At 55.4% G+C, this 22,676-nt stretch carries 23 protein-coding genes; 12 read left to right on the top strand and 11 right to left on the bottom strand.

Going from position 1 to position 22,676, the window contains the following annotated elements; translation table 11 throughout:
* Nucleotides 1-3 precede the first annotated feature (3 nt).
* From paaB to Q0746_RS12610, 4 genes are read left to right on the top strand one after another with little or no spacing between them, the layout of a single operon-like run.
* Nucleotides 4-288, top strand: coding sequence for a 1,2-phenylacetyl-CoA epoxidase subunit PaaB (gene paaB, locus Q0746_RS12625; protein ID WP_298260781.1), 285 nt, complete (start codon nt 4-6; stop codon nt 286-288).
* Nucleotides 288-1,040 (top strand): 1,2-phenylacetyl-CoA epoxidase subunit PaaC, encoded by a 753-nt coding sequence (gene paaC, locus Q0746_RS12620; RefSeq protein WP_298260779.1) that lies wholly within the window; start codon nt 288-290, stop codon nt 1,038-1,040. The genes paaB and paaC overlap by 1 nt, the downstream gene beginning before the upstream one ends.
* Entirely contained in the window at nt 1,041-1,511 is a 471-nt protein-coding gene (gene paaD, locus Q0746_RS12615; protein WP_298260777.1) for a 1,2-phenylacetyl-CoA epoxidase subunit PaaD, read from the top strand.
* A gap of 10 nt (nt 1,512-1,521) precedes the next feature.
* Entirely contained in the window at nt 1,522-2,592 is a 1,071-nt protein-coding gene (locus Q0746_RS12610) for a ferredoxin--NADP reductase (RefSeq protein ID WP_298260775.1), read from the top strand.
* Between the two features lie 130 nt (nt 2,593-2,722).
* Here Q0746_RS12610 and Q0746_RS12605 read toward each other — a convergent pair whose 3' ends face one another.
* The 7 genes from Q0746_RS12605 to paaG all read right to left on the bottom strand — a co-directional run bounded on the left by Q0746_RS12605 (nt 2,723) and on the right by paaG (nt 8,806).
* Complete coding sequence (locus Q0746_RS12605; RefSeq protein WP_298260773.1) at nt 2,723-4,057, bottom strand: TRAP transporter large permease; 1,335 nt, start codon at nt 4,055-4,057, stop codon at nt 2,723-2,725.
* Entirely contained in the window at nt 4,054-4,554 is a 501-nt protein-coding gene (locus tag Q0746_RS12600; RefSeq protein WP_298260771.1) for a TRAP transporter small permease, read from the bottom strand. The genes Q0746_RS12605 and Q0746_RS12600 overlap by 4 nt, the downstream gene beginning before the upstream one ends.
* Complete coding sequence (locus Q0746_RS12595; protein WP_298260769.1) at nt 4,555-5,571, bottom strand: TRAP transporter substrate-binding protein; 1,017 nt, start codon at nt 5,569-5,571, stop codon at nt 4,555-4,557.
* Nucleotides 5,572-5,677: 106 nt separating this feature from the next.
* Complete coding sequence (locus tag Q0746_RS12590; RefSeq protein ID WP_298260767.1) at nt 5,678-6,274, bottom strand: TetR/AcrR family transcriptional regulator; 597 nt, start codon at nt 6,272-6,274, stop codon at nt 5,678-5,680.
* 4 nt (nt 6,275-6,278) lie between these two features.
* Nucleotides 6,279-7,589 (bottom strand): phenylacetate--CoA ligase PaaK, encoded by a 1,311-nt coding sequence (gene paaK, locus Q0746_RS12585; protein WP_298260765.1) that lies wholly within the window; start codon nt 7,587-7,589, stop codon nt 6,279-6,281.
* Between the two features lie 3 nt (nt 7,590-7,592).
* Complete coding sequence (paaI, locus tag Q0746_RS12580) at nt 7,593-8,018, bottom strand: hydroxyphenylacetyl-CoA thioesterase PaaI (protein ID WP_298260763.1); 426 nt, start codon at nt 8,016-8,018, stop codon at nt 7,593-7,595.
* Between the two features lie 2 nt (nt 8,019-8,020).
* Complete coding sequence (paaG, locus tag Q0746_RS12575; protein ID WP_298260761.1) at nt 8,021-8,806, bottom strand: 2-(1,2-epoxy-1,2-dihydrophenyl)acetyl-CoA isomerase PaaG; 786 nt, start codon at nt 8,804-8,806, stop codon at nt 8,021-8,023.
* 105 nt (nt 8,807-8,911) lie between these two features.
* Here paaG and Q0746_RS12570 point away from each other — a divergent pair, with 105 nt between their 5' ends.
* From Q0746_RS12570 to Q0746_RS12555, 4 genes are all read left to right on the top strand, one after another.
* Nucleotides 8,912-10,927 (top strand): FAD-dependent oxidoreductase, encoded by a 2,016-nt coding sequence (locus Q0746_RS12570; RefSeq protein WP_298260759.1) that lies wholly within the window; start codon nt 8,912-8,914, stop codon nt 10,925-10,927.
* Nucleotides 10,928-10,931: 4 nt separating this feature from the next.
* Entirely contained in the window at nt 10,932-12,962 is a 2,031-nt protein-coding gene (gene paaZ / locus Q0746_RS12565; protein ID WP_298260757.1) for a phenylacetic acid degradation bifunctional protein PaaZ, read from the top strand.
* A 76-nt stretch (nt 12,963-13,038) separates the two neighbouring features.
* Nucleotides 13,039-13,749 carry a hypothetical protein gene (locus Q0746_RS12560; RefSeq protein ID WP_298260755.1) on the top strand — a complete coding sequence of 237 codons (711 nt, stop codon included), beginning with the start codon at nt 13,039-13,041 and terminating at the stop codon, nt 13,747-13,749.
* Nucleotides 13,750-13,975: 226 nt separating this feature from the next.
* Nucleotides 13,976-14,437, top strand: a complete 462-nt coding sequence (locus Q0746_RS12555; protein ID WP_298261275.1) for an SH3 domain-containing protein — start codon at nt 13,976-13,978, stop codon at nt 14,435-14,437.
* Nucleotides 14,438-14,527: 90 nt separating this feature from the next.
* On the opposite strand, the gene Q0746_RS12550 is transcribed toward Q0746_RS12555, so the two are convergent.
* The 3 genes from Q0746_RS12550 to Q0746_RS12540 are packed head-to-tail and all read right to left on the bottom strand — an operon-like array spanning nt 14,528 to nt 18,199.
* A complete protein-coding gene (locus Q0746_RS12550) occupies nt 14,528-16,555 on the bottom strand; it encodes a M3 family metallopeptidase (RefSeq protein ID WP_298260753.1) in 2,028 nt (675 codons plus the stop codon).
* Between the two features lie 50 nt (nt 16,556-16,605).
* Nucleotides 16,606-17,403 carry an amino acid ABC transporter permease gene (locus Q0746_RS12545; RefSeq protein ID WP_298260751.1) on the bottom strand — a complete coding sequence of 266 codons (798 nt, stop codon included), beginning with the start codon at nt 17,401-17,403 and terminating at the stop codon, nt 16,606-16,608.
* A gap of 7 nt (nt 17,404-17,410) precedes the next feature.
* Nucleotides 17,411-18,199 carry a transporter substrate-binding domain-containing protein gene (locus Q0746_RS12540; protein ID WP_298260749.1) on the bottom strand — a complete coding sequence of 263 codons (789 nt, stop codon included), beginning with the start codon at nt 18,197-18,199 and terminating at the stop codon, nt 17,411-17,413.
* A gap of 122 nt (nt 18,200-18,321) precedes the next feature.
* Here Q0746_RS12540 and Q0746_RS12535 point away from each other — a divergent pair, with 122 nt between their 5' ends.
* Nucleotides 18,322-19,482, top strand: a complete 1,161-nt coding sequence (locus Q0746_RS12535) for an iron-containing alcohol dehydrogenase (protein WP_298260747.1) — start codon at nt 18,322-18,324, stop codon at nt 19,480-19,482.
* 62 nt (nt 19,483-19,544) lie between these two features.
* Here Q0746_RS12535 and Q0746_RS12530 read toward each other — a convergent pair whose 3' ends face one another.
* A complete protein-coding gene (locus Q0746_RS12530) occupies nt 19,545-19,808 on the bottom strand; it encodes an accessory factor UbiK family protein (protein ID WP_298260745.1) in 264 nt (87 codons plus the stop codon).
* A 92-nt stretch (nt 19,809-19,900) separates the two neighbouring features.
* Between Q0746_RS12530 and lgt the strand changes: the two genes are divergently transcribed.
* From lgt to pgeF, 3 genes are read left to right on the top strand one after another with little or no spacing between them, the layout of a single operon-like run.
* A complete protein-coding gene (lgt, locus tag Q0746_RS12525; protein WP_298260743.1) occupies nt 19,901-20,785 on the top strand; it encodes a prolipoprotein diacylglyceryl transferase in 885 nt (294 codons plus the stop codon).
* Nucleotides 20,782-21,843 (top strand): SAM-dependent methyltransferase, encoded by a 1,062-nt coding sequence (locus Q0746_RS12520; RefSeq protein ID WP_298260741.1) that lies wholly within the window; start codon nt 20,782-20,784, stop codon nt 21,841-21,843. Before lgt ends, Q0746_RS12520 begins: the two co-directional genes overlap by 4 nt.
* The gene (pgeF, locus tag Q0746_RS12515; protein WP_298260739.1) at nt 21,840-22,592 is read left to right on the top strand and encodes a peptidoglycan editing factor PgeF; all 753 of its coding nucleotides are present in this window, start codon (nt 21,840-21,842) and stop codon (nt 22,590-22,592) included. The genes Q0746_RS12520 and pgeF overlap by 4 nt, the downstream gene beginning before the upstream one ends.
* The last annotated feature ends 84 nt before the right edge of the window (nt 22,593-22,676 follow it).

Genomic DNA, 22,676 nt, shown 5'->3' with positions numbered 1-22,676 from the left:
CACATGAGTAATGAATGGCCCCTTTGGGAAATCTTCATCCGAGGACAACACGGAATGAGCCATCGGCACGTAGGCTCGCTACATGCAGCTGACGCCGAGCACGCCATGAAAAATGCGCGAGACGTCTACACGCGGCGCAACGAAGGCGTCAGCATTTGGGTCGTAGAGGCCGAAAAGATAACCGCCTCCAGCCCGTCGGCGAAGGGGCCCATGTACGATCCTTCGCGGGGAAAAGTGTATCGGCACCCCACATTCTACGACATCCCTGACGACGTAGGTAAAATGTAATGGATCACCTGTTTGAGTTTCTCCTGCGCCAAGGTGACAACGCATTGGTTCTGGGGCATCGCACCTCCGAATGGTGTGGGGTCGCCCCCGCGTTGGAAGAAGACATAGCACTTGCCAACACCGCACTCGATCTGATCGGACAAACACAGCTTTGGCTGGGCTATGCGGCCGAGGTCGAAGGCAAAGGGCGCAGCGCCAATGATCTGGCCTATCTGCGCGATGTTTATGACTTCCGAAACGCTTTGATGCTGGAAGTTCCGAACAACGACTTTGGACGCACATTGATGCGCCAGTTCCTATTTGACGCGTTTCAAGTTCCTTGGCTTACGGCGCTTAGCGCCTCAAGCGACGAACGCGTGGCAGGGATCGCTGCGAAATCTCTCAAGGAGGCGACCTACCATTTGGAACGCTCCTCAGAGACCGTGATCGCCTTGGGGGATGGCACAGACGAAAGCAATCGTCGGATGCAAGACGCCCTCGACTATTTGTGGCCCTACGCAGGCGAGCTGTTTGGTCAGGACGCAACTGATCAGGCAATGCAAGACGCAGGCGTGGCCCCAGTGCCAGCATCGATGCGCAGCGTTTGGGATACGCAAATCGAGCAAACTTTGTCCGCCGCCTGCCTTAGCCGGCCTGACACGAGTTTCGCGCATTCCGGCGGGTGCAATGGCTCCCGACACACCGAACATCTGGGGCATATGTTGGCGGTAATGCAGACTTTGCAGCGCTCCTACCCCGGTGCGGTTTGGTAGATGACTGCCGTGAGCGACATTTCGGAAGCCCAGATTTGGACCTACCTTGAAAGCGTCCCCGACCCAGAAATCCCAGTGATTTCGATCGTGGACCTCGGAGTTGTGCGCTCGGTAGAAATCACGGGTAAATCAGTCGAAGTGACGATCACCCCGACTTACTCCGGATGTCCTGCCATGGCTGTCATTGCTATGGATATAGAAACGGGATTGGCCAAACATGGGATTACGGATGTCCATCTAAAGACCCAGATTGCCCCCCCGTGGACAACAGATTGGCTCTCGGAAAAGGGCCTTGCGCGTCTGGCAGACTATGGCATTGCAGCCCCCCAGAAAGCCGGAGGACCGGCGTGTTGTCCGCGCTGCCAGTCTAAAGCCGTTGAGCGGGTCAGCCAATTTGGCTCAACCCCATGCAAGGCGCAATGGCGTTGCACGGACTGCCTTGAACCTTTCGACTACTTCAAATGCATTTAAGGCGATGAACATGGCCCAATTCCACCCACTCACAGTTACTCAGATCGAAAAGACCATCCGTGACGCTGTCGTCGTAACGCTGCGCCCCAAAGATGATAACGTCTTTGCGTTCACCCAAGGTCAGTATCTGACCTTCCGTCAAAATTTTGGGGATCAAGAGCTTCGCAGATCGTATTCGATCTGCACTGGTCAACAAGATGAAGAGCTAAAAGTCGGCATCAAACGGGTGTCCGGCGGTGCGTTTTCCACATGGGCCAATACTGAGCTGTCAGTCGGCGATACTCTGGAAGCGATGCCTCCGATGGGGAACTTCTTCGCGAAAGCCCATGGGGACGCACCACATTACCTTGCCTTCGCGGGCGGCTCTGGGATCACCCCAGTATTGTCAATTCTGCGCACTGGCTTGGCCAACGAGCCCGAAGCACGCTTCACACTCGTCTATGCCAATCGCAGCCCCAGTACGATCATGTTTCGCGAGGAGCTGGAAGACCTGAAAAACCAGTATCTTGGCAGACTAAACCTGATCCACATCATTGAAGGTGACGGCCAAGAAATTGATTTGTTTCGAGGCCGCTTGGACAGCGAAAAATGTGCCACCCTCTTTCAAACATGGGTCGACATCGCGTCGGTGGACTCTGCCTTTATCTGCGGCCCTGAGCCGATGATGCTGACCATTTCACAATCGTTGCAGGATCATGGCCTCACCAAAGACCAGATCCGCTTCGAGCTGTTCGCATCGTCACAACCCGGCCGGTTGCCGCAGAAGATCGCTGACAACACGGATATGGAAGATGGTGTTGACGGGCGCGTGACCATCGGAGGCGAAGCGCGCTCCCTTGTCATCCCCCCTGAAACCAGCCTGCTAGAAGCCGCATTGGCCAACAATCTGGATGCACCGTTCGCTTGTAAGGCGGGGGTTTGCTCAACGTGTAAGGCCAAGGTTCTTGAAGGCGAAGTCGAGATGGTCAAAAATCACGCTCTAGAGGATTACGAGGTCGAAGCCGGATTTGTGCTGACGTGCCAATGCTATCCGGTCTCGGGCGAGAAAGTTGTCTGGGATTATGATGAGGCAGGGCATTAAAGCCCTCCCTCCCCCCGTATCTGCCGCGGTTTGCACCGCCTGACAGCTACCGGCAAATCAGAAAACAAGCTTTCAACGAAATTGCGAAACCGCCCGATCCATATGGAACGGGCGGTTTTTCATTTCCCTACTAGCCGAACCCCCACACACCCAAAGGCAGCATGAGTGCAAACAGCGGCAAGGCAATCAACAGGATCAGACGGATGATGTCTGCGATCCAGAAAGGTGTGACGCCTTTGAAAATTGTCGCCGCGGACACATCCGTCACAACAGATCGCAACACAAACACATTCAATCCTATCGGGGGTGTTATCAACGAAATTTCGGTCACGACCACAACAATGATCCCGAACCAAATCAGGGCCATTTCCCCGTTTACGTCTCCCTCAAAGAACCCCAAAGACGCGATCAGCGGTGCAAATACCGGCACCGTGAGAGTGATCATCGAGAGGCTTTCGAAGACAGCCCCCAGAACCAGATAGATCAAAACAATCAGCCCCAGCACCGCAAAGGGTTCAAGCCCTGCGCCTTGCAGATAGCTCAATAGATCGTCGGTTAGGCCGGCGCGTGTGATCAGCCGGTTGAAGATGTCAGCGCCAATCAACAACACAAAGAGGCCGACCGAGGTGCGCACAGTTTGCGACAACGCGTCGATCAACCCGCTCCAAGAAAACCGCCCAATTAGCATCGAAATCAATATGGCCCCGAATGCACCAACGCCAGCGGCCTCGTCTGCGGTAAACACCTGCCCGTAAATACCACCGATAATAATGACGAATAGAACTAGGATTGGGATCACCCGCAAAATGCATGCGCGGGCCTCTGCGCCAGACATAGGGTCTCCGGCGGGGCCAGCTTCGGGTTTACGCCAAACAACAAATGCTACGGCACCAAGATACAACAAAATGCCCATCAGCCCGGGCAAGATACCGGCTAGAAACAGCTTCCCAATCGATTGACCGGTCAGAAATCCGTAGATGATCAAAATGATGCTTGGCGGAATCAAAATGCCCAACGTCCCGCCCGCGGCCACCGACGCTGTGGACAGGCTATCGTGGTACCCAAATTTTCGCATCGAAGGCAACGCAACCTTGGACATGGTCGCAGCTGTCGCCAAAGAGGAGCCAGACACTGCAGAAAACCCGCCACATGCAAGAATAGTCGCCATCGCCAGCCCACCTGGAAGGCGCCCGACGGCGGCGTAGGCTGCGCGATACAAATCATGCGCCATCCCGCTTTGTGCGATAATCATTCCCATTAAAATAAACAGCGGAATAACGGACAGTGCATCATTCTGCGTCACATCAAGAATGGAATCAGCCGCCGGACCAAGCCCCGCAGACCAGCGCCCATCGCGTAGGTAGACGAACCCGATGGTTCCAACGGCCCCCATAGCGATACCAATAGGCACCCGCACCAAAACCAGTGCGATAACGATAGCAAAGGCAATCAACGCGATCGTCATGTGTCTTGTTCTTTCTTAGAGAGGAATGTGAGGTATAGACAGCGCAGAGCAACGAGAACTCCGGTCACGAACACCGTTGCCGCCACAAACCAGATGAGTGGGGATTTGGGGAGAAACAGAAGCTCACTCGTCGAGCCTCGGCTAAACGCCTTTTCGGCCCGTTCGGCCAACCAGACGCCCATCACCAAAAACGTACCAGCCATCAGCGCCTCGATAGCGCGATCCCGCCAGAACGCGGCGCGTTCCGAGAACAATCCGTCGAGCAGATCAACGTCGATCTGCTGGCCACGTATTGTCACCACCGGCACCGCAAAGAAGATCGAACACGCGAGAAGGATTTGCGCCAGATCCTGACGCCCAAAAATGGGCGCGTTGAAGCCGTAGCGCGCGACGACCTCAGCAACTGTCAAAAGCATAAGCAGCATCAGACAAGTTGCACTGAGGACCAAACATATACGGGCAAGCCAATGGCTTGCCCGATCAAGAGTATGTTTCATTTAGTTTTTGCTGCTGTATTCAGTCATCGTGTCACGGATGATCGTCAGGGCCGCATCTGCATCGACGCCTTTGGCCGCTACTTCTGCAATCACGGATTTCTGAATTTCAGGAACAAGCACTTCAAACTTGGCAGCTGCATCGCCTTCGAGATCAACCACCTGACCGGTTTCAGTCTGTGCTTTCACGCCGCGCTCGTTGCCTGTGTCCCATGCGGCACCCGCATATGCAGAGAAGTCTTCACCAAGAACAGCTTGGATGGCCGCTGCATCTTCTTCACCAACTGAATCGAGGAACTCCTCATTCATAACGATCGAAAAAGAACCTCGGTAGAACCCACCATCAACGCGATACGAATATGGCAGAACTTCAGTCAGTCGAAGAATGGAAATTGTATCTCCTGGGAAGAACGTGCCGTCAGCCACTCCGTTGGAGACCGTTTCATATACCTTAGGTGCGGACACCTGAACGCCGGCCATACCAAGGCCTGCAAGTACATCCCCCATAACGCCGCCGCCGGAGCGGATTTTCAGACCTTCGACGTCTTCAAGAGACGAAATTTCTTTAGAAAGATGCAACATGCCGGGGGCGTGAACCATCATAGCGACCGGTACGATGCCGTCGTATTCATTCGCGGCACCCAATACCTCTTGGTGCGCACGCCAATGTGCGGCCGAAGCAGCTGCGGAGTTGCCGTCCAACCCTGGGATCTCAATAAGTTTGGTTGTGACAAAGCGACCAGGGTTATAGCCGTGGAAGATCCACGCAGCATCTGCCCCGCCATCTTCGACAAGATCGGCTTGTGATGGAGGTGAGGCGAGTTGGTACTCTACCTTGCCGGTAACGCGCCCTTCGGTCGCCTCTTCAACACGGTTGATAAACTCAGGCCAAACCAGTTCGTTCATAATATGGGTTGGTGGTAGCCAAGATGAGATGACCATCTCTTTTTCAGCGAAGGCCGTAGTTGCACTCAGCAGCGTCAAAGCGGCAGCTGAAAATAGCATTGACTTAGTATTCATGTTTTCCTCCCTTAATGTAGAACGATTCGTCCTACCATCTTTGACAATATACACAAACCGACCGGTCAGTCGATTATTAACTCAGGCTCGCTCCTAGCCTCATTGGCTACGGTTTAGTCAGCCCGTAAAGCGTCAAATCTGCAATCGTTTTCGCGTATTCGACACGTTTCTCGCGCGTGGCGCCCGGGCTCCACATGTAAAACCAGTTCATCATACCAAATACCGACATCGTCATTTCGCGACATTTGGATGGGCTTTGCGCTAGGGCTTCAGGTGCGCACTCCCGAAGTGACTGAGACACCACTTCGACCAAATCCCGCTGATACCCTTTCAAAACATTTTGCTTGTCAGCGGTTAGCAAAGGCAAGCCCTCACTTTGAATTTTGTGTTCGTTATCCATCCCTTCGTACGCCAGAAGAAACGCACGGGTTATCGCATGCAGCTTCTCAGAAGGGCTTTTCTGTGTGCAATCAACAGAAGTTACCAACTCTCGAAGCTGCGACAGATAGGTATCAAGAATGTCAAAAACCAGATCATCCTTGCTGGCGTAATAGTGGTAGATGTTTGCCTTCGAGATACCGCAAGCGCGCGCAACTTCGTTCATCGAAGCGCGAGCAATTCCTTCTCGAGCATAGACCTCAGCAGCCACGCTTAGAATATGCTGGCGCTTGTCATCATGATCTTTTGCTCGGGTTCGTACCATTCGTCTACTCCTTACGGCGATTATCGAGAACGCGGCGGGCTTTGCCCTGACTGCGTTCAACCGTGTTTGGTTCGCCGACGATTACCTTAGTCGAGACGCCAACAACATCCTTGATCTTCTTCGTAAGAAGAGAGGCCAAGGCCGTGCGCTCTGCTTCACCGGAGGCATCTGGCATCGCTTCGGCAAGAACTGACAAAGTATCCATGCGCCCATCACTGGAAAGAACGATCTGGAAGTGCGGCGCAAGTTTCGGGATCGTCAAAACCTGTTCTTCGATTTGTGTTGGAAAGACGTTGACGCCCCTCAGGATAATCATGTCATCCGAGCGACCAGTAATTTTCTCCATTCGGCGCATCGACCGCGCGGTCCCTGGCAAAAGCCGCGTAAGATCACGGGTGCGATATCGCACCATCGGCAAGCCTTCTTTCGTGATTGTGGTGAATACCAGCTCTCCCAACTCTCCCTCAGGCAAAACCTCACCCGTTTCAGGGTCAATGATCTCTGGATAAAAATGGTCTTCCCAGATGTGCAGCCCATCTTTGGTCTCTACACATTCGTTCGCCACACCTGGCCCTAGGATCTCTGACAGACCATAAATATCGACTGCGTGCATATCAAATGCATCCTCGACTTCTGCTCGCATTGCATTTGTCCATGGTTCAGCTCCGAAAATTCCGACCTCTAAAGAAGAGTCCCGCGGATCAATGCCTGCCTTTCGATACTGTTCCAAGATGTTCAGCATATAGGACGGTGTTACCATGATCGTTTTGGGCTTAAAGTCCTCAATCAGGGTCACTTGGCGCTCGGTCATCCCACCAGAGACGGGGACAACAGTGCAGCCCAAACGTTCTGCGCCGTAATGCGCCCCCAATCCGCCCGTAAAAAGCCCGTACCCGTAGGCAATATGGGCAATATCTCCCGGTCGTGTGCCGCTCGCGCGCATCGAACGCGCAACCAGATCGGCCCACATATCGATATCATTTTGCGTGTAGCCTACAACCGTCGGCTTACCAGTCGTCCCGGAAGAGCCGTGAAGGCGCACAATTTGTTCACGGGGAACCGCAAAAAGTCCAAACGGGTAGTTGTCACGGAGGTCATTTTTGTAGGTAAACGGAAATTTCGCCAAATCTGCCAGCGTCAAGAGATCCTCTGGGTGCACCCCAGCTGCATCAAACCGTTCACGATACATAGGAACGTTTTCGTAAGCATGACGAAGTGACCACTGCATGCGACTAAGTTGCAGCTCACGAATTTCATCAATTGATGCGATTTCGATCGGATCGAGGCTTTCACGGGAAGGTGTCAGGTCTTTCATGTGTTATTCCTCAAAAAGTCTGCCAGGCACGGTGCGCGACCCGCCTCTAAATTCGGCAATCGTCGTGCCATCTTCGGTTTGAACGCTGACATCATAGATACCGCTTCGACCGCGCAAGCTCACCTCTTGTGCGGTTGCAATTAGCCTATCTCCAACCGTCGCCGGTGCGATGTAGGTTATCGAGTTATGTTGGGCCACCGTCTTTTGATTTCGACTGTTGCAGGCAAAGGCAAATGCGCTATCGGCCAAAGCGAAGATTATTCCGCCATGACAGTTCCCCATCCCATTGCAATGATGCTTTGCAACGACAAGAGAAAGAACGGCGCTCCCTTCGTCTATTTGCTCCAAGGCCATCCCCAGCCACATACTGGCACGATCTTCCGACCACATCGTCGCCGCGGATTTTTCTGCCCGAGTTTTGGGTGTCATCATCATTCGCCTTTGAATGCAGGTCGACGTTTCTGCAAGAAAGCGGAAACTCCTTCTGCATAGTCAGAGGTTTCCCCACAAATCTTTTGGTACGTCGCTTCCAATTCCAGCTGTTCTTCAAGGGAATTGATGGACGCGGCATGAATGGCTTTTTTGGCATGTGCCAAGCCAATGGTCGGGCCAGACGCCAGCTTTTCTGCAAGCGCACGCGCCTCGTCCATTAGCTCTGGCGCGGCGCAGGTTTTCCAAATCATCCCAAACTCAGCAGCTTGCGCAGCAGAGACCGGCGCTCCAGTCATGGCGAGCGCCTTCGCCCGCGCAGGCCCCAACAGTCGCGTCAAATTCCAAGTCCCACCGGCGTCCGGCACCAGCCCAACGCTGGCAAAGGATTGAATGAACTTTGCCTCATCGGATGCGAGAACGATATCACATGCCAACGCCAAGTTTGCGCCCGCACCAGCCGCCACGCCGTTTACTGCACAGATAACAGGAAGTTCCGCGTCACGGATCAACTGAACCAAGGGATTATAGAACTTCGTCAAAGTTTGCCCCAGATCCGGGGGACCATCCATTTGAGCAGGATCCCGATCGCCCAAGTCCTGCCCAGCGCAAAATCCACGCCCCGCACCTGTCAGCAGAATCGCCCGCTTTTTACCCTTGATTGCGGCCTCCAAAGCAGAGCGCAGGGCAAGATGCATTTCATCATTGAAGCTGTTCAGCTTGTCTGGGCGATGCAGCGTCACCTCAACCCAATGACCGTGATCTTGAGCTAAAATCGTATCAGACACTCTTTGCTCCCTTGCATTTACTCGTTCACCGATTTATCTGAATAATCATAAACCGACCGGTTGGTCAATTCAAATTGTAGGAGCCGGTGTCGCATGCGTCCTTGTGTGAAAACTGAAATCATCGACCGAATTGCGTGGGTTACGATTGACAATCCACCGGTTAACGCGACGTCCACTGCCGTTCGCAGCGAACTGCTCCAAGCCATCAATGACATCCAAGGCTGCAAGCTGGCTGTCTTGCAATGCGCAGGGAAAACCTTCGTCGCCGGCGGAGACATGTCCGAGTTTGATGCGCCCCCTGCCGCCCCTCACCTTCCGGATGTGGTAAACGCCATTGAAAACAGTCCGGTGCCGTTCCTCGCAATCCTCCATGGCTCGGTACTTGGCGGAGGCTTAGAAATTGCGATGGCCTGTGCGTACAGAATTGCGAAACCCGGCACCAAATTCGGCCTTCCGGAAGTGAACGTCGGCTTGATACCCGGCGCAGGCGGAACACAGCGCGCTCCACGTCTGCTTGGCTGGGAAGCGGCCGTAAAAATGGCATGCCTTGGACAGCTGGCATCGGCGCAAGAACTTCTGGAGCTTGGTGCAATTGATGCGGTTTCGGACGACCCCAGATCGCAAGTAGCGACCTTCATCGACCGCCCGTTTGTACCGGTGTCCACGCGAGATGTCCCGCCGAGCCAAATCATGGACACGCTTGGTGAGACGGTCCGGCGGTCCGCCAAAGGGCGCATAGCGCCGCTTCACAACTTTACGGCGCTTCAATGGGCTGCTGCCCCTTACAAAACCTCCCAACCCAAAGAACGCACATTGCATCTTGCCCTTCGGCAGTCCGACGAAAGCAAAGCTTTGCGGCACATATTCTTCGCTGAACGCGCGTCAAGTCGACCGGAGGCTTTGCGCGGCACTACTCCGCAACCCGTTGCATCGGTTGCCATTGTGGGTGGTGGGCTCATGGGCTGTGGCATTGCTTCCGCCTGCCTGAATGCAGGCCACAGCGTCCATATCGTTGAACGTGATGTCGAAGCCGCAGCAAAGGCGACAGACACCGTGCGCGGCCTTCTCCAAGGCGCGCTTGAGCGAGGGAAAATTAGTGAGGAACAATTTCAAGGTCGACTGAAGGCGTTTCATGCGTCGGATATTTATGCCGACATCGCTCATGTGGACTTAGCCATTGAAGCTGTTTTTGAGGACCTCGCGGCGAAACAGGATGTGTTCAACGAACTATCCCGCGTCATGCGTCCAGATGCGTTGCTCGCGACCAACACGTCCTACCTTGATCCCAACGACATCTTTGCTGGCGTCCCAAACCCCGAGCGGTGTCTTGGCCTGCATTTCTTTTCCCCTGCTCATATCATGAAGCTCGTTGAGGTCATTCGCACCCAAAGTACCGGCATGTCCGCCTTGGCCTCGGGCTTTGCCTTTGCAAAAGGCTTGCGGAAAACACCTGTTCTGGCGGGGGTGTGCGATGGGTTCATCGGGAACCGCATTCTTGCGGCCTATAGGCGCGCAGCAGAGTATCTATTGGCAGATGGCGCCCTTCCATATGAAGTAGACGCGGCGATGCGAGCATTTGGCATGGCGATGGGTCCGTTCGAGGCACAGGATCAGTCAGGACTTCAAATTGCCGAAGCCAATCGCCGTCGTCAGGACGTCAATCGTGATCCAAACGAACGCTATGTTACCATATCAGATCGCCTGTGTGCAAAAGGGCGTTTGGGGCGGCGTAGTGGTATGGGATGGTACAGCTACTCGGCCGGTTCAAAGGCCCCGCAGTGTGATCCACAGGTTGAAGAGATCATCTTTGACTACCGCGCAAAGACTGGGTTGTCCCAAACCAAGTTCACAGCAGAAGACATTCAAACACAACTCCTGACCGCGATGGCCAATGAAGGTGCGCGAATTGTGGAGGAAGGCATTGCCGACAGTGCCGCTGACGTGGATGTCGTCAAAACTTCTGGCTACGGCTTTCCGCGATGGCGCGGCGGCCCGATGCATTGGGCCACAATGGTTGGGCCAGATGCGTTGATCGCGACCCTCAACACTATGGATCAGGCCAGCCCAGGCTCGTGGATCCGTGCTTCAAAATATTCAAACACAAGCTTTGACCAAAGGTGACATCATGACAATACAAGACGTAAGAAGCTTCGCCGCCGGACGCTGGATTGACGGAGATGGCAGTGCCCGTGAAATCCGCTCTGCCGTAACCGGCGAAGTTATTGCTCAGGCAGGAAATGCGTCTTTGGACGTCGACGCGATGCTAGATCATGCGCGCACCACCGGTGGGCCAGCGCTGCGGGCCATGACATTCCACCAGCGCGCCAAGATGATCAAAGCGCTGGCCTTGCATCTCAGCGAACATAAGCAAAAGCTTTATGACATTTCCTTCGCAACTGGGGCTATTCAGAAAGACCATTTGATCGACATTGACGGTGGAATTGGCACAATGCTGGTCTTCGCCTCCAAAGGCCGGCGCGAAATGCCCGACGATGTTGTCTATCTAGACGGTGAAGTGGAGCAGCTTTCTCGCAAAGGGTCGTTCCTAGGTCAGCACATTTGTACGTCCATGCAGGGGGTTGCTGTTCATATCAATGCGTTCAACTTCCCTGTTTGGGGGATGTTGGAAAAGTTGGCCCCAACTTTGTTGGCTGGCGTCCCCGCCATCGTCAAACCGGCAACCGCAAGCTGCTATGTGACCGAGCTCGCGGTTCAGATCATGATCAACAGCGGCCTTCTTCCCAATGGCGCATTGCAAATGGTTGCAGGCGGGTTGGGCGATATGCTGGACCGCTTAACCAATCAGGATGTCGTGAGCTTCACAGGATCCGCAGATACGGCCCTAAAACTACGATCCCAACCCCATATTCTGTCCAACTCGATCCGCTTCGTGGCCGAGCAAGACAGCCTCAACGCGTCGATCCTCGGACCAGATGCAGCCCCGGGGACACCTGAGTTTGACCTCTTCGTCAAAGAGGTCACGCGCGAAATGACCACGAAGGCCGGTCAAAAATGTACCGCCATCCGTCGCATTTTCGCGCCGGACGCTCATGTCACAGCTGTTCTTGAGGCCCTTCAGACCAGCCTGTCCAAAGTTACCATTGGCGATCCTAACGATGATGCGACGCGCATGGGGGCGCTCGTTTCCTCCAGCCAACGCTTGGATGTGTTGGAGAAAGCAGCCACGATTGGAAAGGAAGCCGAGCGGGTATTCGGCGACCCTGACAACTTCGAAATTCATGGGGCCAATGCGCAAAACGGTGCGTTCGTGCCCCCGATGCTGTTCCATTGCGCGACGCCTGACACCGCTGTCCATGTTCATGAAGTGGAAGCCTTTGGTCCGGTCTCCACTGTTATGCCCTACAGCGACATCGAGCACGCCGTGGCCCTTGCAAACAAGGGACAGGGCAGCTTGGTTGCCTCGGTAATCACCCATGATCCTCAGGTCGCGCGTACAGTTGCTTTGGGTGCCGGTGCCTTCCATGGCCGGCTTTACTTCAACAACCGCGACAGCATGAAGGAAAGTACAGGGCACGGATCACCTCTGCCTCATATGGTACATGGCGGCCCGGGTCGTGCAGGCGGCGGCGAGGAAATGGGCGGTGTGCGTGGTGTTATGCATTACATGCAGCGGACGGCCATTCAGGGCAGCCCAGAGATTTTAACTGCGATCGGCAACCGCTGGGTGCCCGGAGCAACAGAGCTAGACCACGCCAACCATCCTTTCACCCGTAGTTTCCACGACTTGATGATCGGCGAGACGTTCAAAACCAAAGAACGCACAATCAGCCTTGCTGACATTGAACAGTTCGCTGAATTCACCGGCGATACTTTCTATGCTCATATGGACGAAGATGCGGCGAAGCGTAATCCGTTCTTCCCGGGCCGAGTGGCACATGGATACCTTCTGCTCAGCTTCGCCGCAGGCCTCTTTGTGGAGCCAAACGAAGGCCCAGTGCTGGCCAACACAGGCTTGGACAAGTTGCGCTTCATGAAGCCCGTTGAAGCCGGTGATGCGATTAAAGTGAGGCTGAGCGTCAAACATAAAACCCCGCGGAATGATGAATACGGAGAAGTCCGATGGCATGTAACTTTGACGAACCAATCCGACGAATTGGTCGCAGAGTACGAACTTTTGACCATGAATGCCTATTGAGCGACGCTAGGGCATGGGCAGCGCAGGAACCCCTATGTTAGTGTCCTGAAAAGACACTAACATATTGGAACCACCTGTGCAGCCGCTTCACCCTCTCATCAAAGACCTGCTCGATCTTGAGACGCTGAAGACATGGTCCGTGATCGCCACTCTGTTCGGGGATTTTGACGGCGAGCAGATGACCGGAAGCCAAATTCGGGAACCTCTGGGGCATCTGGGTATTAAGCCTGAAGCCATTCGTGTCGCGTTGCATCGGCTGAAGATCAACGGCTGGATCATCGCCGACAGGCAGGGGCGAGAAGCCGTCTACCGCCTCTCTCCACATGGGCGAAGCGAAACCCGTGTCGCGGCAAAGGATGTGTATCGGCAAGACGTGAAATTCCCCGAAGGCTGGCAGTTTGTTTTGACCCGCGAGGACCTCGCAGTCGCCGAGGCAGTTCCCATCTCCAAGGATGTAATGCTCGTTCCAACTGGGATGATACCCGAAGGCCCCGAGACGCTCGCGCTGAACACGACGGGCGCTGACCTGCCCCTGTGGATCGTGGAGCAACTCGTTCCCCCGCGCCTGTTACAGAACGTGGAATCCCTGACCGCCGTTTTGCAAAAAGTGGCCATGGCGGATCAAGATATTTCTTGCATGGATGCAAAATGCCTACGTCTATTGACCCTTCACCATTGGCGAAGATTGGCCTTACGCCCGGGAAGTTGGGCGCACATCAGCCTACATCCCCATGGAGGGCTTGCCAGATGCCACGCCGTCATAACCGGATACCTAAGTCACACTTAAGCTGGAATGTAAGGTGCTAGGAGTTCAGGCAACCGTCGCGTCACGACAACACTCAACTTCTGGTTTGGCATTTGCACGCATCCTTGAGTGGAATTCCCAGCCCCAAAGTGACAAGATCGCGCCAAAGGGGCTAAGGCAAGTACCGCCCCTATGTAGATCATGTGCATCGGTGCAAACAGGACGGTCAATGTTACGCGTATTCAAGATTGTTGCGATATCTGCTTGTATGCTTTGGGCTCCCCTGTTCGCTGTGGCGGCCGATCGCGGGCCCGTCACCAACCTGCCGCTGCCTCGTTTTGTGTCGCTCAAAGCGTCCGAAGGGAATGTGCGGCGTGGGCCATCTTTGACACATCGCATCGACTGGGTGTTCAAGCACCGCAACATGCCTTTGCAAATCGTAGCCGAGCACGGTCATTGGCGGCGTGTCGTTGACCGCGACGGGGCCGGAGGATGGGTGCATTACACGTTGCTTTCAGGGTCCCGTTTTGGGTTGATCGAAGAAGACCTGACCCCGATCTATAAAATCGCCGACACTGGGTCGCACATTGTGGCCCATGCCGAGATGGGTGTCGTCGCCCGTTTGGGAAAATGCGATCAATATTGGTGCCGCGTCACACTAGAAGGCACGAAAGGTTGGATGCCGCGCGAAAAGCTTTGGGGACTGCTCCCTGGGGAAATCCGCGAATAATCCGCCCAATCACTGTAATGTTTTTGCGGCAGCGCCTCGTTGAACTGCCGCAAAAAGCTACCCCATAGGCGTGATCTGGATAAGGCCCCTTTACGCGACCTTGTCCAACCCTCGCCCCTCAAGCAAAGCCTCCACGCCTGGCAATCGCCCGCGGAACTCAATATACAGTTCGTCCGCTTCGCGCAGCCCGCCCACGGACAGGATGTGATCTTCCAGCTTGCGCGCCATTGCAGGGTCAAATGCCCCCCCAGCCTCCTCAAACGCGGCAAATGCATCGGCATCCATGACTTCCGACCACATGTAACTGTAGTAGGCCGAGGAGTAACCATCGCCCGCAAACACATGGGCGAAGTGAGGGGTGGCATGGCGCATACGGATCGCAGAGGGCATCCCCAAGTTGTCCAGTACTTGCGCCTGTTTCGCCATCGGGTCCGTGACCGCTTCGCCTGAATGGAACTCAAGATCGACCATTGCCGAGGCAACATATTCCACGGTCGCAAAGCCCTGATCATAGGTTCCCGCATCCAACATGCGTTGCAACATATCAGCAGGCATCGGCTCGCCCGTCTCAGCGTGGGTTGCGAATTTTTGCAAGACTTCGGGAACCTCCAGCCAATGCTCGTAAAGTTGGCTCGGCAACTCAACAAAATCACGGGCCACAGAGGTGCCGGAGATCGACTCATAAGTTACATTCGATAGCATTTGGTGCAAAGCATGACCGAATTCGTGGAACAAGGTCCGCGCGTCATCGTAACTGAGCAACGCGGGGCTTCCCGTCGCCGGTTTGGCAAAATTACACACGTTGATGACATGTGGACGGATGTCGGCTCGCAGCCTTTGTTGCGCCCTCATCGCCGAGCACCACGCCCCAGAACGTTTGCCCCCTCGTGCGAAATAATCCCCGATAAAGACGGCCACATGTTCCCCATCGCGTGTGACCTCCCATGCGCGGGCGTCTGCATGGTGAAGATCGACAGAGATCGGGGCGAATTCCAGTCCGAACAATCTGCTGGCGCAATCAAATGCCGCCTCAATCATCCGGTCGAGTTGCAGGTAGGGCTTCAATTCTGCTTCGTCCAAGTCGTGTTCTGCTGCGCGGCGCTTCTCGGAATAATATCTCCAATCCCACGCCTCTAGGTGACCATTGATGCCATCTGCATGCATCAATTCCGTCAACTTCTGCGCATCGATATCGGCTTGCGCTTTGGCAGGTTTCCAAACTTGCATCAGCAAATCACGCACCGCTTCTGGCGTCTTGGCCATTTCGGTTTCCAGCTTAAAACGGGCAAAGTCTTTGTAGCCCAACAAGTTGGCGCGTTCGTGACGCAGTTGCAAAGTCTCGGCGGCGATGTCGCGGTTGTCGGTTTCACCGCCGTTCGCGCCGCGTGCCACCCATGCCTCATAGGCCACTTCGCGCAGATCGCGACGTGGGGAGAACTGCAAGAACGGTACAATCAAGGATCGCGACAAGGTCAGCAAATATCCGTCCTTGCCAGCGGCCTCAGCTGCGGCGCGGGCGGTGGCGACCACGAAATCCGGCAACCCTTCAAGATCCGTCTCACTCAGCGCCATCGACCAGTCGCGCTCATCTGCAAGCAGATTTTGGGTAAACTGGGTCCCGATCACCGCGAGGCGTTCCTTGACCTCTTTCAAGCGGTCAAACTCTGCGCCTTTCAGCTGCGCACCTGCACGCACAAAATCGCGTCGGGTCAACTCTAGCACGCGCATCTGTTCTGCGGTTAAATCCAGTTCGTCACGCATCTTCCAAATCGTTTCGACGCGCGCGAACAACTTCGGGTTCATCGACACCTCAGAGCCCCAAGCGGCCAGTTTCGGGGAAAACTCGCGCTGCAACGCCTCACGGGCAGGAGTGCTGTCGACGCCCGCCAAAGTGTAGAATGGTGCCAAGACTTTGTGCATCCCGTGCCCCATCAATTCCAGCGCATCAATCGTGTTGGCGAATGTCGGCTCATCAAGATTGTCCACAATTGCAGCCAGCTCTGCGCGGGCCTGCGTCAGGGACGCCTCAAACCCAGGCGCGAAGTCGTCGTCGGACATATCCGCAAAAGGTGGCAGGCCAAACGGTGTGGTCCAATTCGAAAGCAGGGGGTTGGTCATGGGCAAGATCTCCTTTGCGCCTAACCTATTCTCTTGTCAGCCGGATGCAATCAATCGAGATCTGGATGTCGCATGTGGCGTTCAAATCTACGTAAGGCCAGCGAAAGCGAAACCGTCAATGTCAGGTAGATCAACGCCACAACATTGTAGGTCTCAAAGTACCGAAAGTTTCCAGCCGCCGTGACTTTTCCAAGTTGCGTGATGTCCCCCACGCCTAGGACTGACACGAGGCTGGAATCCTTAACCATCGCGACGAAATCATTCCCTAATGGCGGCAAAATTGTACGAATTGCTTGTGGAAAAACAATGTAGCGGAAGCGCTGCCAACGGGTCAGCCCCAAAGTGTGCCCTGCTTCGATCTGGCCACGATCCACCGAACTCAGCCCCGCGCGGAATACTTCCGCGATAAAGGCAGAGTACCCGATGGCCAAAGCCAGTGTCGCACGCCACAACAGGGGAAATTGACGGGTGCGGATGAGCTCTGCGTCAAAGGGTTGCAAGGCCCAATTGGCCAGCCCCACAACAGCCGGAGCCACAACAAAAGCCACATAGAGAAGCAGTACAATAATCGGGATGCCGCGCACGACTTCAACATAGAAGCGCGCAATTTGGCGTATGATGATGCTGCGCGAAAATGACATCAACGCCAGCCCCAAGCCCAGAACAGACGCGGTGCAGAACCCAACAAGGGTCACCATCACGGTGATGGTGACGCCTTTCGACAAAGTGCCCAACACTTGCGAATACAAATCATCGGCAACGACTTGATACCCAAGATAGACAACAACGCCCCCCAAAAGCACCAGCCAATAGGGAAAGTCTTCAGACTGTTTTGAGGGACCTAGCACCTAAAATTTAGCCGCCGAGTTTGTAGTCCAAGAACCACTTCTTATTGAGCGCGTCCAACGTACCGTCCTTGGCCATATCCGCAATGGCCGCGTTGATTGGTGCAACCAGCTCGGAGCCCTTCGGGAAGATGAAACCGAAGTCTTCGGTTCCCAGCTTTTCGCCAATAATTTTAAGTTTGCCCTCGGAAGCGGACACATATCCGTTGCCAGCCGTGCTATCGGTCAGCACCAAGTCCACATCGCCGGTTCGCAAGGCCTGAACCCCTGCCCCGAAGGTCTCAAACTTGATGATACGGGCGTTCTCCTCGTTTCCGTCCAACACGTCATAGACACCTACATAGAACGGGGTCGTGCCCGGTTGCGCGGCCATCAACAGATCTTCATCGGCTGCGAACGACTTGGCATCGGTGAAGCGATCTTCATCCCCGCGCACCATCATGATCATCTCGGAAGTCATGTATTTATCCGAGAAATCAACCTGCTCCTTGCGGTCGTCGCGGATCGTAATGCCGGTCATCCCGAAGTCGTACTGCCCTTGCGACACGGCAGGAATCATCGCATCCCAGCTGGTGTTTTCGTAGACTACCGTCGCATTGATACGTTTGGCGATTTCGGCCACCGCATCATATTCCCAACCAATGGGGTTGCCAGTGCCAGGCTCAATGAACTGTAGCGGCGGATAGGCGTTCTCGGTGACCACAACGATTTCTTTGCCCTCTAAGTCGGGCAAATGCCCATCGGCACAGGCAGCAGTGGCAGTGAAGGCGGCAAGTGCCGCAGCAGCGAAACGAAGCATGGATCAGATTCCCTGATTGTTTGGACCTCAGGAGCCTAAGTGACGCAGCTAGGAAAAGGCAAGGTTGCTTGCATGTTCAGCCACATCAAGGCACCCTTTTCGAATTCATTAAGGAGAGCAGGATGACCATCGGGCGCGTTCAATCCCCACGCATTATTCGTATCGGTGGCGGTGTTTCCGCGGAGGTCGCCCAAGTTCTGGAGCAGCTCCGGCTGTCGCACCCGCTGATTGTAACGGATGAAAACTTGGTCAAACTGGGCCATGTCGCCAAAGTAACGCGCGTTTTGGACACTGCGGGGATCCACTACGGACTTTTCGACGGGGTGGTTGAGGACCCAACAGACATCTGCCTTGATGCAGGGTTGGCCGCTTTCGACGCAGAGGACTACGACTGTGTCATCGGGTTGGGCGGCGGCTCGTCGATGGATACGGCCAAGGCGATTTCTTTCATGTCGGTGAACTCTGGTCATGTGCGCGACTACAAGGCTCCAACACAGATCGACAAATGTGGCCCGCCGCTGATTTTGATCCCGACCACTGGGGGGACAGGGTCCGAGTTGACGCGGTGGTGCGTGATCACTGACACCGCAAAGACCGAAAAATACAACCTGTCAGGTCTGGCGGCCGTGGCAACTGCCGCCCTCATCGATTGGGAATTCACAACCACCAAACCGTGGCGCATAACCGCTGATACGGCGATCGACAGCTTGACCCACGCGATGGAGGCATATGTGTCGCGCAAGGCTTTTTCCTATACGGATGCCTTCGCTCTTAGTGCAATGCCACTCATTGCAAAACACGTGCGGGCGGCCTGCTTGGACGGCACCAATACAGAAGCACGAGAAGGGCTGATGCTGGCGGCGTCTCAGGCGGGAATGGCGTTTTCAAACGCGTCAGTGGCCTTGGTGCACGGTATGAGTCGCCCCATCGGCGCGCATTTTCACGTGGCACACGGGTTGTCCAATGCCATGCTTTTGCCAGACGTCACGGCGTTTTCAGTTGACCACGCTCAAGACCGCTATGCCGATTGTGCCCGCGTCATGGAGATGGCGACCACTGGCGACAGCGACCAATTGGCCTGCGGGAAACTGGTCGAAGGGTTGCGACGCCTCAATGATGATCTCAAGGTTCCCGCCCCTTCCGCGCAGGGGTTGAACAAAGACCGCTATTTCGCGCTGCTGCCGACTATGGCCCAGCAGGCCTTGGCTTCGGGGTCACCACAAAACAACCCGCGCATCCCCACGCAAGACGACATTGTGCGGCTGTATCAAGATTTGTGGTAAGGAATCACCAGTTTTCAGCGCCCTGAAAAGCACCTGCGATTCCCAAGAAAACAGGTCGCAGCCTAAGACTTCTTGGCTGCTGTCTTTTTCTTCGGCTCCAACGCATCAAGGCGGGCCTTCAAGGCCTCATTCTCTTCGCGGGCTTTTTGAGCCATCAACCGCACAGCTTCAAACTCGTCACGCGTGACGAAATCACGATCCGCCAGCCAACGGTCCAGCATCCCCTTAAAGGCATTGTCTGCTTCGCCTTTCGCACCCTGCGCCACGCCCATCGCGTTGGTCATCAGTTGCGACATATCATCGAAAAATTTGTTGCGGGTCTGCATGGCGTCACTCCTTCGTCACTTGCCCCTATATGGGTTGGGTTGCGTCCATGCACAAGGTTGACTTCGTCGCAGCCTCAGCGCACGAAACGGCCATGACAATATTTGCCCTGCCCTTTCCCGACATCAGTCCCGAAATTTTCACACTTGAGTTGGGAAGTTTCTCCTTTGCGCTGCGATGGTACGCGCTGGCGTATATCGTCGGGCTGGTCATTGCTTGGCGCATTGTGGTCGACTTGATGAAACGCCCTTTGCTGTGGGGCGATCGCGGCGCGCCCATGACAAAGGAGCAGCCCGAAGACCTGTTGACTTGGGCCATACTTGGCGTCGTGTTGGGCGGGCGATTGGGCTATGTTTTGTTCTACCAGCCCAGCTATTTCCTATCCAACCCCGTCGACATCTTAAAGGTTTGGGAGGGCGGCATGTCCTTCCATGGCGGCTTCCTCGGCGTTGTCGCCGCAGGTCTGGCGTATTGCTGGAAGTACAAGCTTCCTACCTTGCAAGTGGGGGACGCTGTGGCGGTCTCGGCACCGGCTGGACTGATGTTGGGGCGCCTCGCCAATTTCATCAACGCCGAGCTGTGGGGGCGCCCGACTGATGTGCCGTGGGCCTTTGCCTTTCCTGGTCAAGCCGCACAAAACTGCCCCAATGTAGAGGGCATTTGCACCCGTCACCCTTCACAGCTTTATGAGGCAGGTCTTGAGGGGCTGGTGCTTGGATTACTTATGTTGTGGCTCGCGTATCGTCGCGGTTGGCTGATGCGCTCTGGCGCGATGATCGGCGTCTTTCTCGCAGGGTACGGAATTGCCCGTGGATTTGTGGAGTTTTTCCGCCAGCCGGATGCCCTGTTTGTGAGCGAGGGAAATCCACTGGGCTTGGCGTGGCACATGGGGGGATACGGGCTGACCATGGGGCAAATCCTGTCAATCCCGATGATCCTATTGGGCCTCGCCCTCATCGCGCGGGCCAAACGTGCATGACGGCCCTTGGAGACCTTCTAACGCGGCAAATCGCGACGGATGGCCCAATGACGTTGGCCGATTATATGCAGGCCTGTTTGCTACATCCCGACCACGGCTATTATGCAACGCGTGACCCGTTTGGAGCCTCCGGCGACTTTGTCACTGCTCCCGAAGTCAGCCAGATGTTCGGTGAGCTATTGGGCTTGAGCCTTGCGCAAGCATGGATGGATCAAGGGCAGCCCGACGCCTATTTGGCAGAGCTTGGCCCCGGACGCGGCACCTTGATGAAAGACGTGCTGCGCGCGACGGCACGCATCCCCGACTTCCCGCGCAAAGTGGTCTTGGTCGAGGCCAGCGCCCATTTACGCGAAGTCCAGTCTCAAACACTTGTCGGGGCAGATGTCACTTGGGTTGATTCTACGGCGGCACTACCGGACGGCCCAGTGTTGCTGCTTGCGAATGAGTTCTTCGATGCCCTGCCTATCCGCCAGTTTATCCGTGGCACACACGGCTGGAACGAGCGTCGCATTGGATTGCAAGGTGACGCGTTATCCTTTGGCCTGACCGAGGACACCCGCATCGATGCCCTCTCCCACCGGCTTGCGGATACGGGCGCCGGCGATGTGGTGGAGCTTTGCCCATACGCCGCGCCAGTGATGGCAGAGATTTCAGCACGGGTCTCGCAGGGCGGCGCAGGGATTATCGTCGACTATGGCGATTGGCGATCTTTGGGAGATACATTTCAAGCGCTGGAAAACCATGCACCAGTGTCGCCGCTTGCGGCCCCTGGGCAGGCTGATTTGACGGCGCATGTCGACTTTGAGGCGCTCTCGGCCGCCGCCACCTGCCAAGTTAGCCGCATGACCCCGCAAGGCGTTTTGCTAGAGCACCTCGGCATCACCCAACGCGCACAGGCCTTGGCACAAAATTTGCACGGCGCGGCGCTGGATCAGCATGTTGCCGCGCATCGGCGCTTGACGCATCCGGAGGAAATGGGGACGCTGTTCAAAGCAATTGCACTCACTCCGCGGGGCGCATCCCACCCTCCTGGCTTTGATATGGCGAGTTCATCATGACATTGGAAATTCTTACATCAGATGTATTGGGCAGCGTTCGGCATGGGTTTTTCACGCGTAAAGGCGGGGCCTCTTCGGGGATTTTCGAGGGACTAAACTGCGGCCAAGGATCGTCCGATCAATCCGAAGCAGTATTGGTCAATCGCACGCGCGTGGCCCAAGCCATGCAGGTAGAGCCAAGCCACCTGATTTCTGTTCACCAGTGCCATTCCGCCGATGTTGTTGTCGTTGATGCCCCGCTGCCAGAAAAGCCGAAAGCAGATGCAATGGTCACCGCGACCCCGGGTTTGGCGTTGGGCATCCTAACCGCTGATTGCCAACCGGTTTTGTTTTCTGATCCAAACGCCGGCGTCATCGGCGCGGCGCATGCTGGTTGGGGCGGAGCCGTTTCAGGCGTTTTGGAGAACACAATCGAAGCCATGATCGCACTTGGGGCCACGCGCGACAGCATCCAAGCCGTGATTGGGCCCTGCATCAGCCAAGCAGCCTATGAGGTTGGGCCGGAATACTTTGAGCGGTTCTATGACGAGGACCCCGAGAACGCCCGCTTTTTCGCAAGCGGCGAAGGGGACAAAATGCAGTTCGACCTGCCTGCATATGGCCTTCACCGGCTGCGATCTGCGGGGATAGCCGCGGAATGGACGCGCCACTGCACTTATTCTGACCCGTCGCGCTTTTATTCCTACAGGCGCAGCGTGCATCAATCACAGGCCGATTACGGACGGTTGATCGCGACAGTTCGACTGTAAAAGCTGCTTTGTTTCGCTGACTGTGACAATTGCAGGGCCTTCGCCCGCCTTAATCAGGCCTTAAACTTCCGCTGCTAATGATGA

The organism is uncultured Litoreibacter sp. (assembly GCF_947487515.1).
In the GTDB taxonomy this organism is placed as follows: Bacteria; Pseudomonadota; Alphaproteobacteria; order Rhodobacterales; family Rhodobacteraceae; genus Litoreibacter.
Note: the sequence above shows the minus strand (reverse complement) of the source record. Positions and strands in the feature narration are given on the sequence as shown.

Excerpts from the sequence above, each read along its gene's own strand:
- paaB (WP_298260781.1), top strand. The coding sequence starts at position 4 with ATGAGTAATGAATGGCCCCTTTGGGAAATCTTCATCCGAGGACAACAC.
- paaC (WP_298260779.1), top strand. The coding sequence starts at position 288 with ATGGATCACCTGTTTGAGTTTCTCCTGCGCCAAGGTGACAACGCATTG.
- paaD (WP_298260777.1), top strand. The coding sequence starts at position 1,041 with ATGACTGCCGTGAGCGACATTTCGGAAGCCCAGATTTGGACCTACCTT.
- Q0746_RS12610 (WP_298260775.1), top strand. The coding sequence starts at position 1,522 with ATGGCCCAATTCCACCCACTCACAGTTACTCAGATCGAAAAGACCATC.
- Q0746_RS12605 (WP_298260773.1), bottom strand. The coding sequence starts at position 4,057 with ATGACGATCGCGTTGATTGCCTTTGCTATCGTTATCGCACTGGTTTTG.
- Q0746_RS12600 (WP_298260771.1), bottom strand. The coding sequence starts at position 4,554 with ATGAAACATACTCTTGATCGGGCAAGCCATTGGCTTGCCCGTATATGT.
- Q0746_RS12595 (WP_298260769.1), bottom strand. The coding sequence starts at position 5,571 with ATGAATACTAAGTCAATGCTATTTTCAGCTGCCGCTTTGACGCTGCTG.
- Q0746_RS12590 (WP_298260767.1), bottom strand. The coding sequence starts at position 6,274 with ATGGTACGAACCCGAGCAAAAGATCATGATGACAAGCGCCAGCATATT.
- paaK (WP_298260765.1), bottom strand. The coding sequence starts at position 7,589 with ATGAAAGACCTGACACCTTCCCGTGAAAGCCTCGATCCGATCGAAATC.
- paaI (WP_298260763.1), bottom strand. The coding sequence starts at position 8,018 with ATGACACCCAAAACTCGGGCAGAAAAATCCGCGGCGACGATGTGGTCG.
- paaZ (WP_298260757.1), top strand. The coding sequence starts at position 10,932 with ATGACAATACAAGACGTAAGAAGCTTCGCCGCCGGACGCTGGATTGAC.
- Q0746_RS12555 (WP_298261275.1), top strand. The coding sequence starts at position 13,976 with ATGCTTTGGGCTCCCCTGTTCGCTGTGGCGGCCGATCGCGGGCCCGTC.
- Q0746_RS12550 (WP_298260753.1), bottom strand. The coding sequence starts at position 16,555 with ATGACCAACCCCCTGCTTTCGAATTGGACCACACCGTTTGGCCTGCCA.
- Q0746_RS12540 (WP_298260749.1), bottom strand. The coding sequence starts at position 18,199 with ATGCTTCGTTTCGCTGCTGCGGCACTTGCCGCCTTCACTGCCACTGCT.
- Q0746_RS12535 (WP_298260747.1), top strand. The coding sequence starts at position 18,322 with ATGACCATCGGGCGCGTTCAATCCCCACGCATTATTCGTATCGGTGGC.
- Q0746_RS12530 (WP_298260745.1), bottom strand. The coding sequence starts at position 19,808 with ATGCAGACCCGCAACAAATTTTTCGATGATATGTCGCAACTGATGACC.
- lgt (WP_298260743.1), top strand. The coding sequence starts at position 19,901 with ATGACAATATTTGCCCTGCCCTTTCCCGACATCAGTCCCGAAATTTTC.
- Q0746_RS12520 (WP_298260741.1), top strand. The coding sequence starts at position 20,782 with ATGACGGCCCTTGGAGACCTTCTAACGCGGCAAATCGCGACGGATGGC.
- pgeF (WP_298260739.1), top strand. The coding sequence starts at position 21,840 with ATGACATTGGAAATTCTTACATCAGATGTATTGGGCAGCGTTCGGCAT.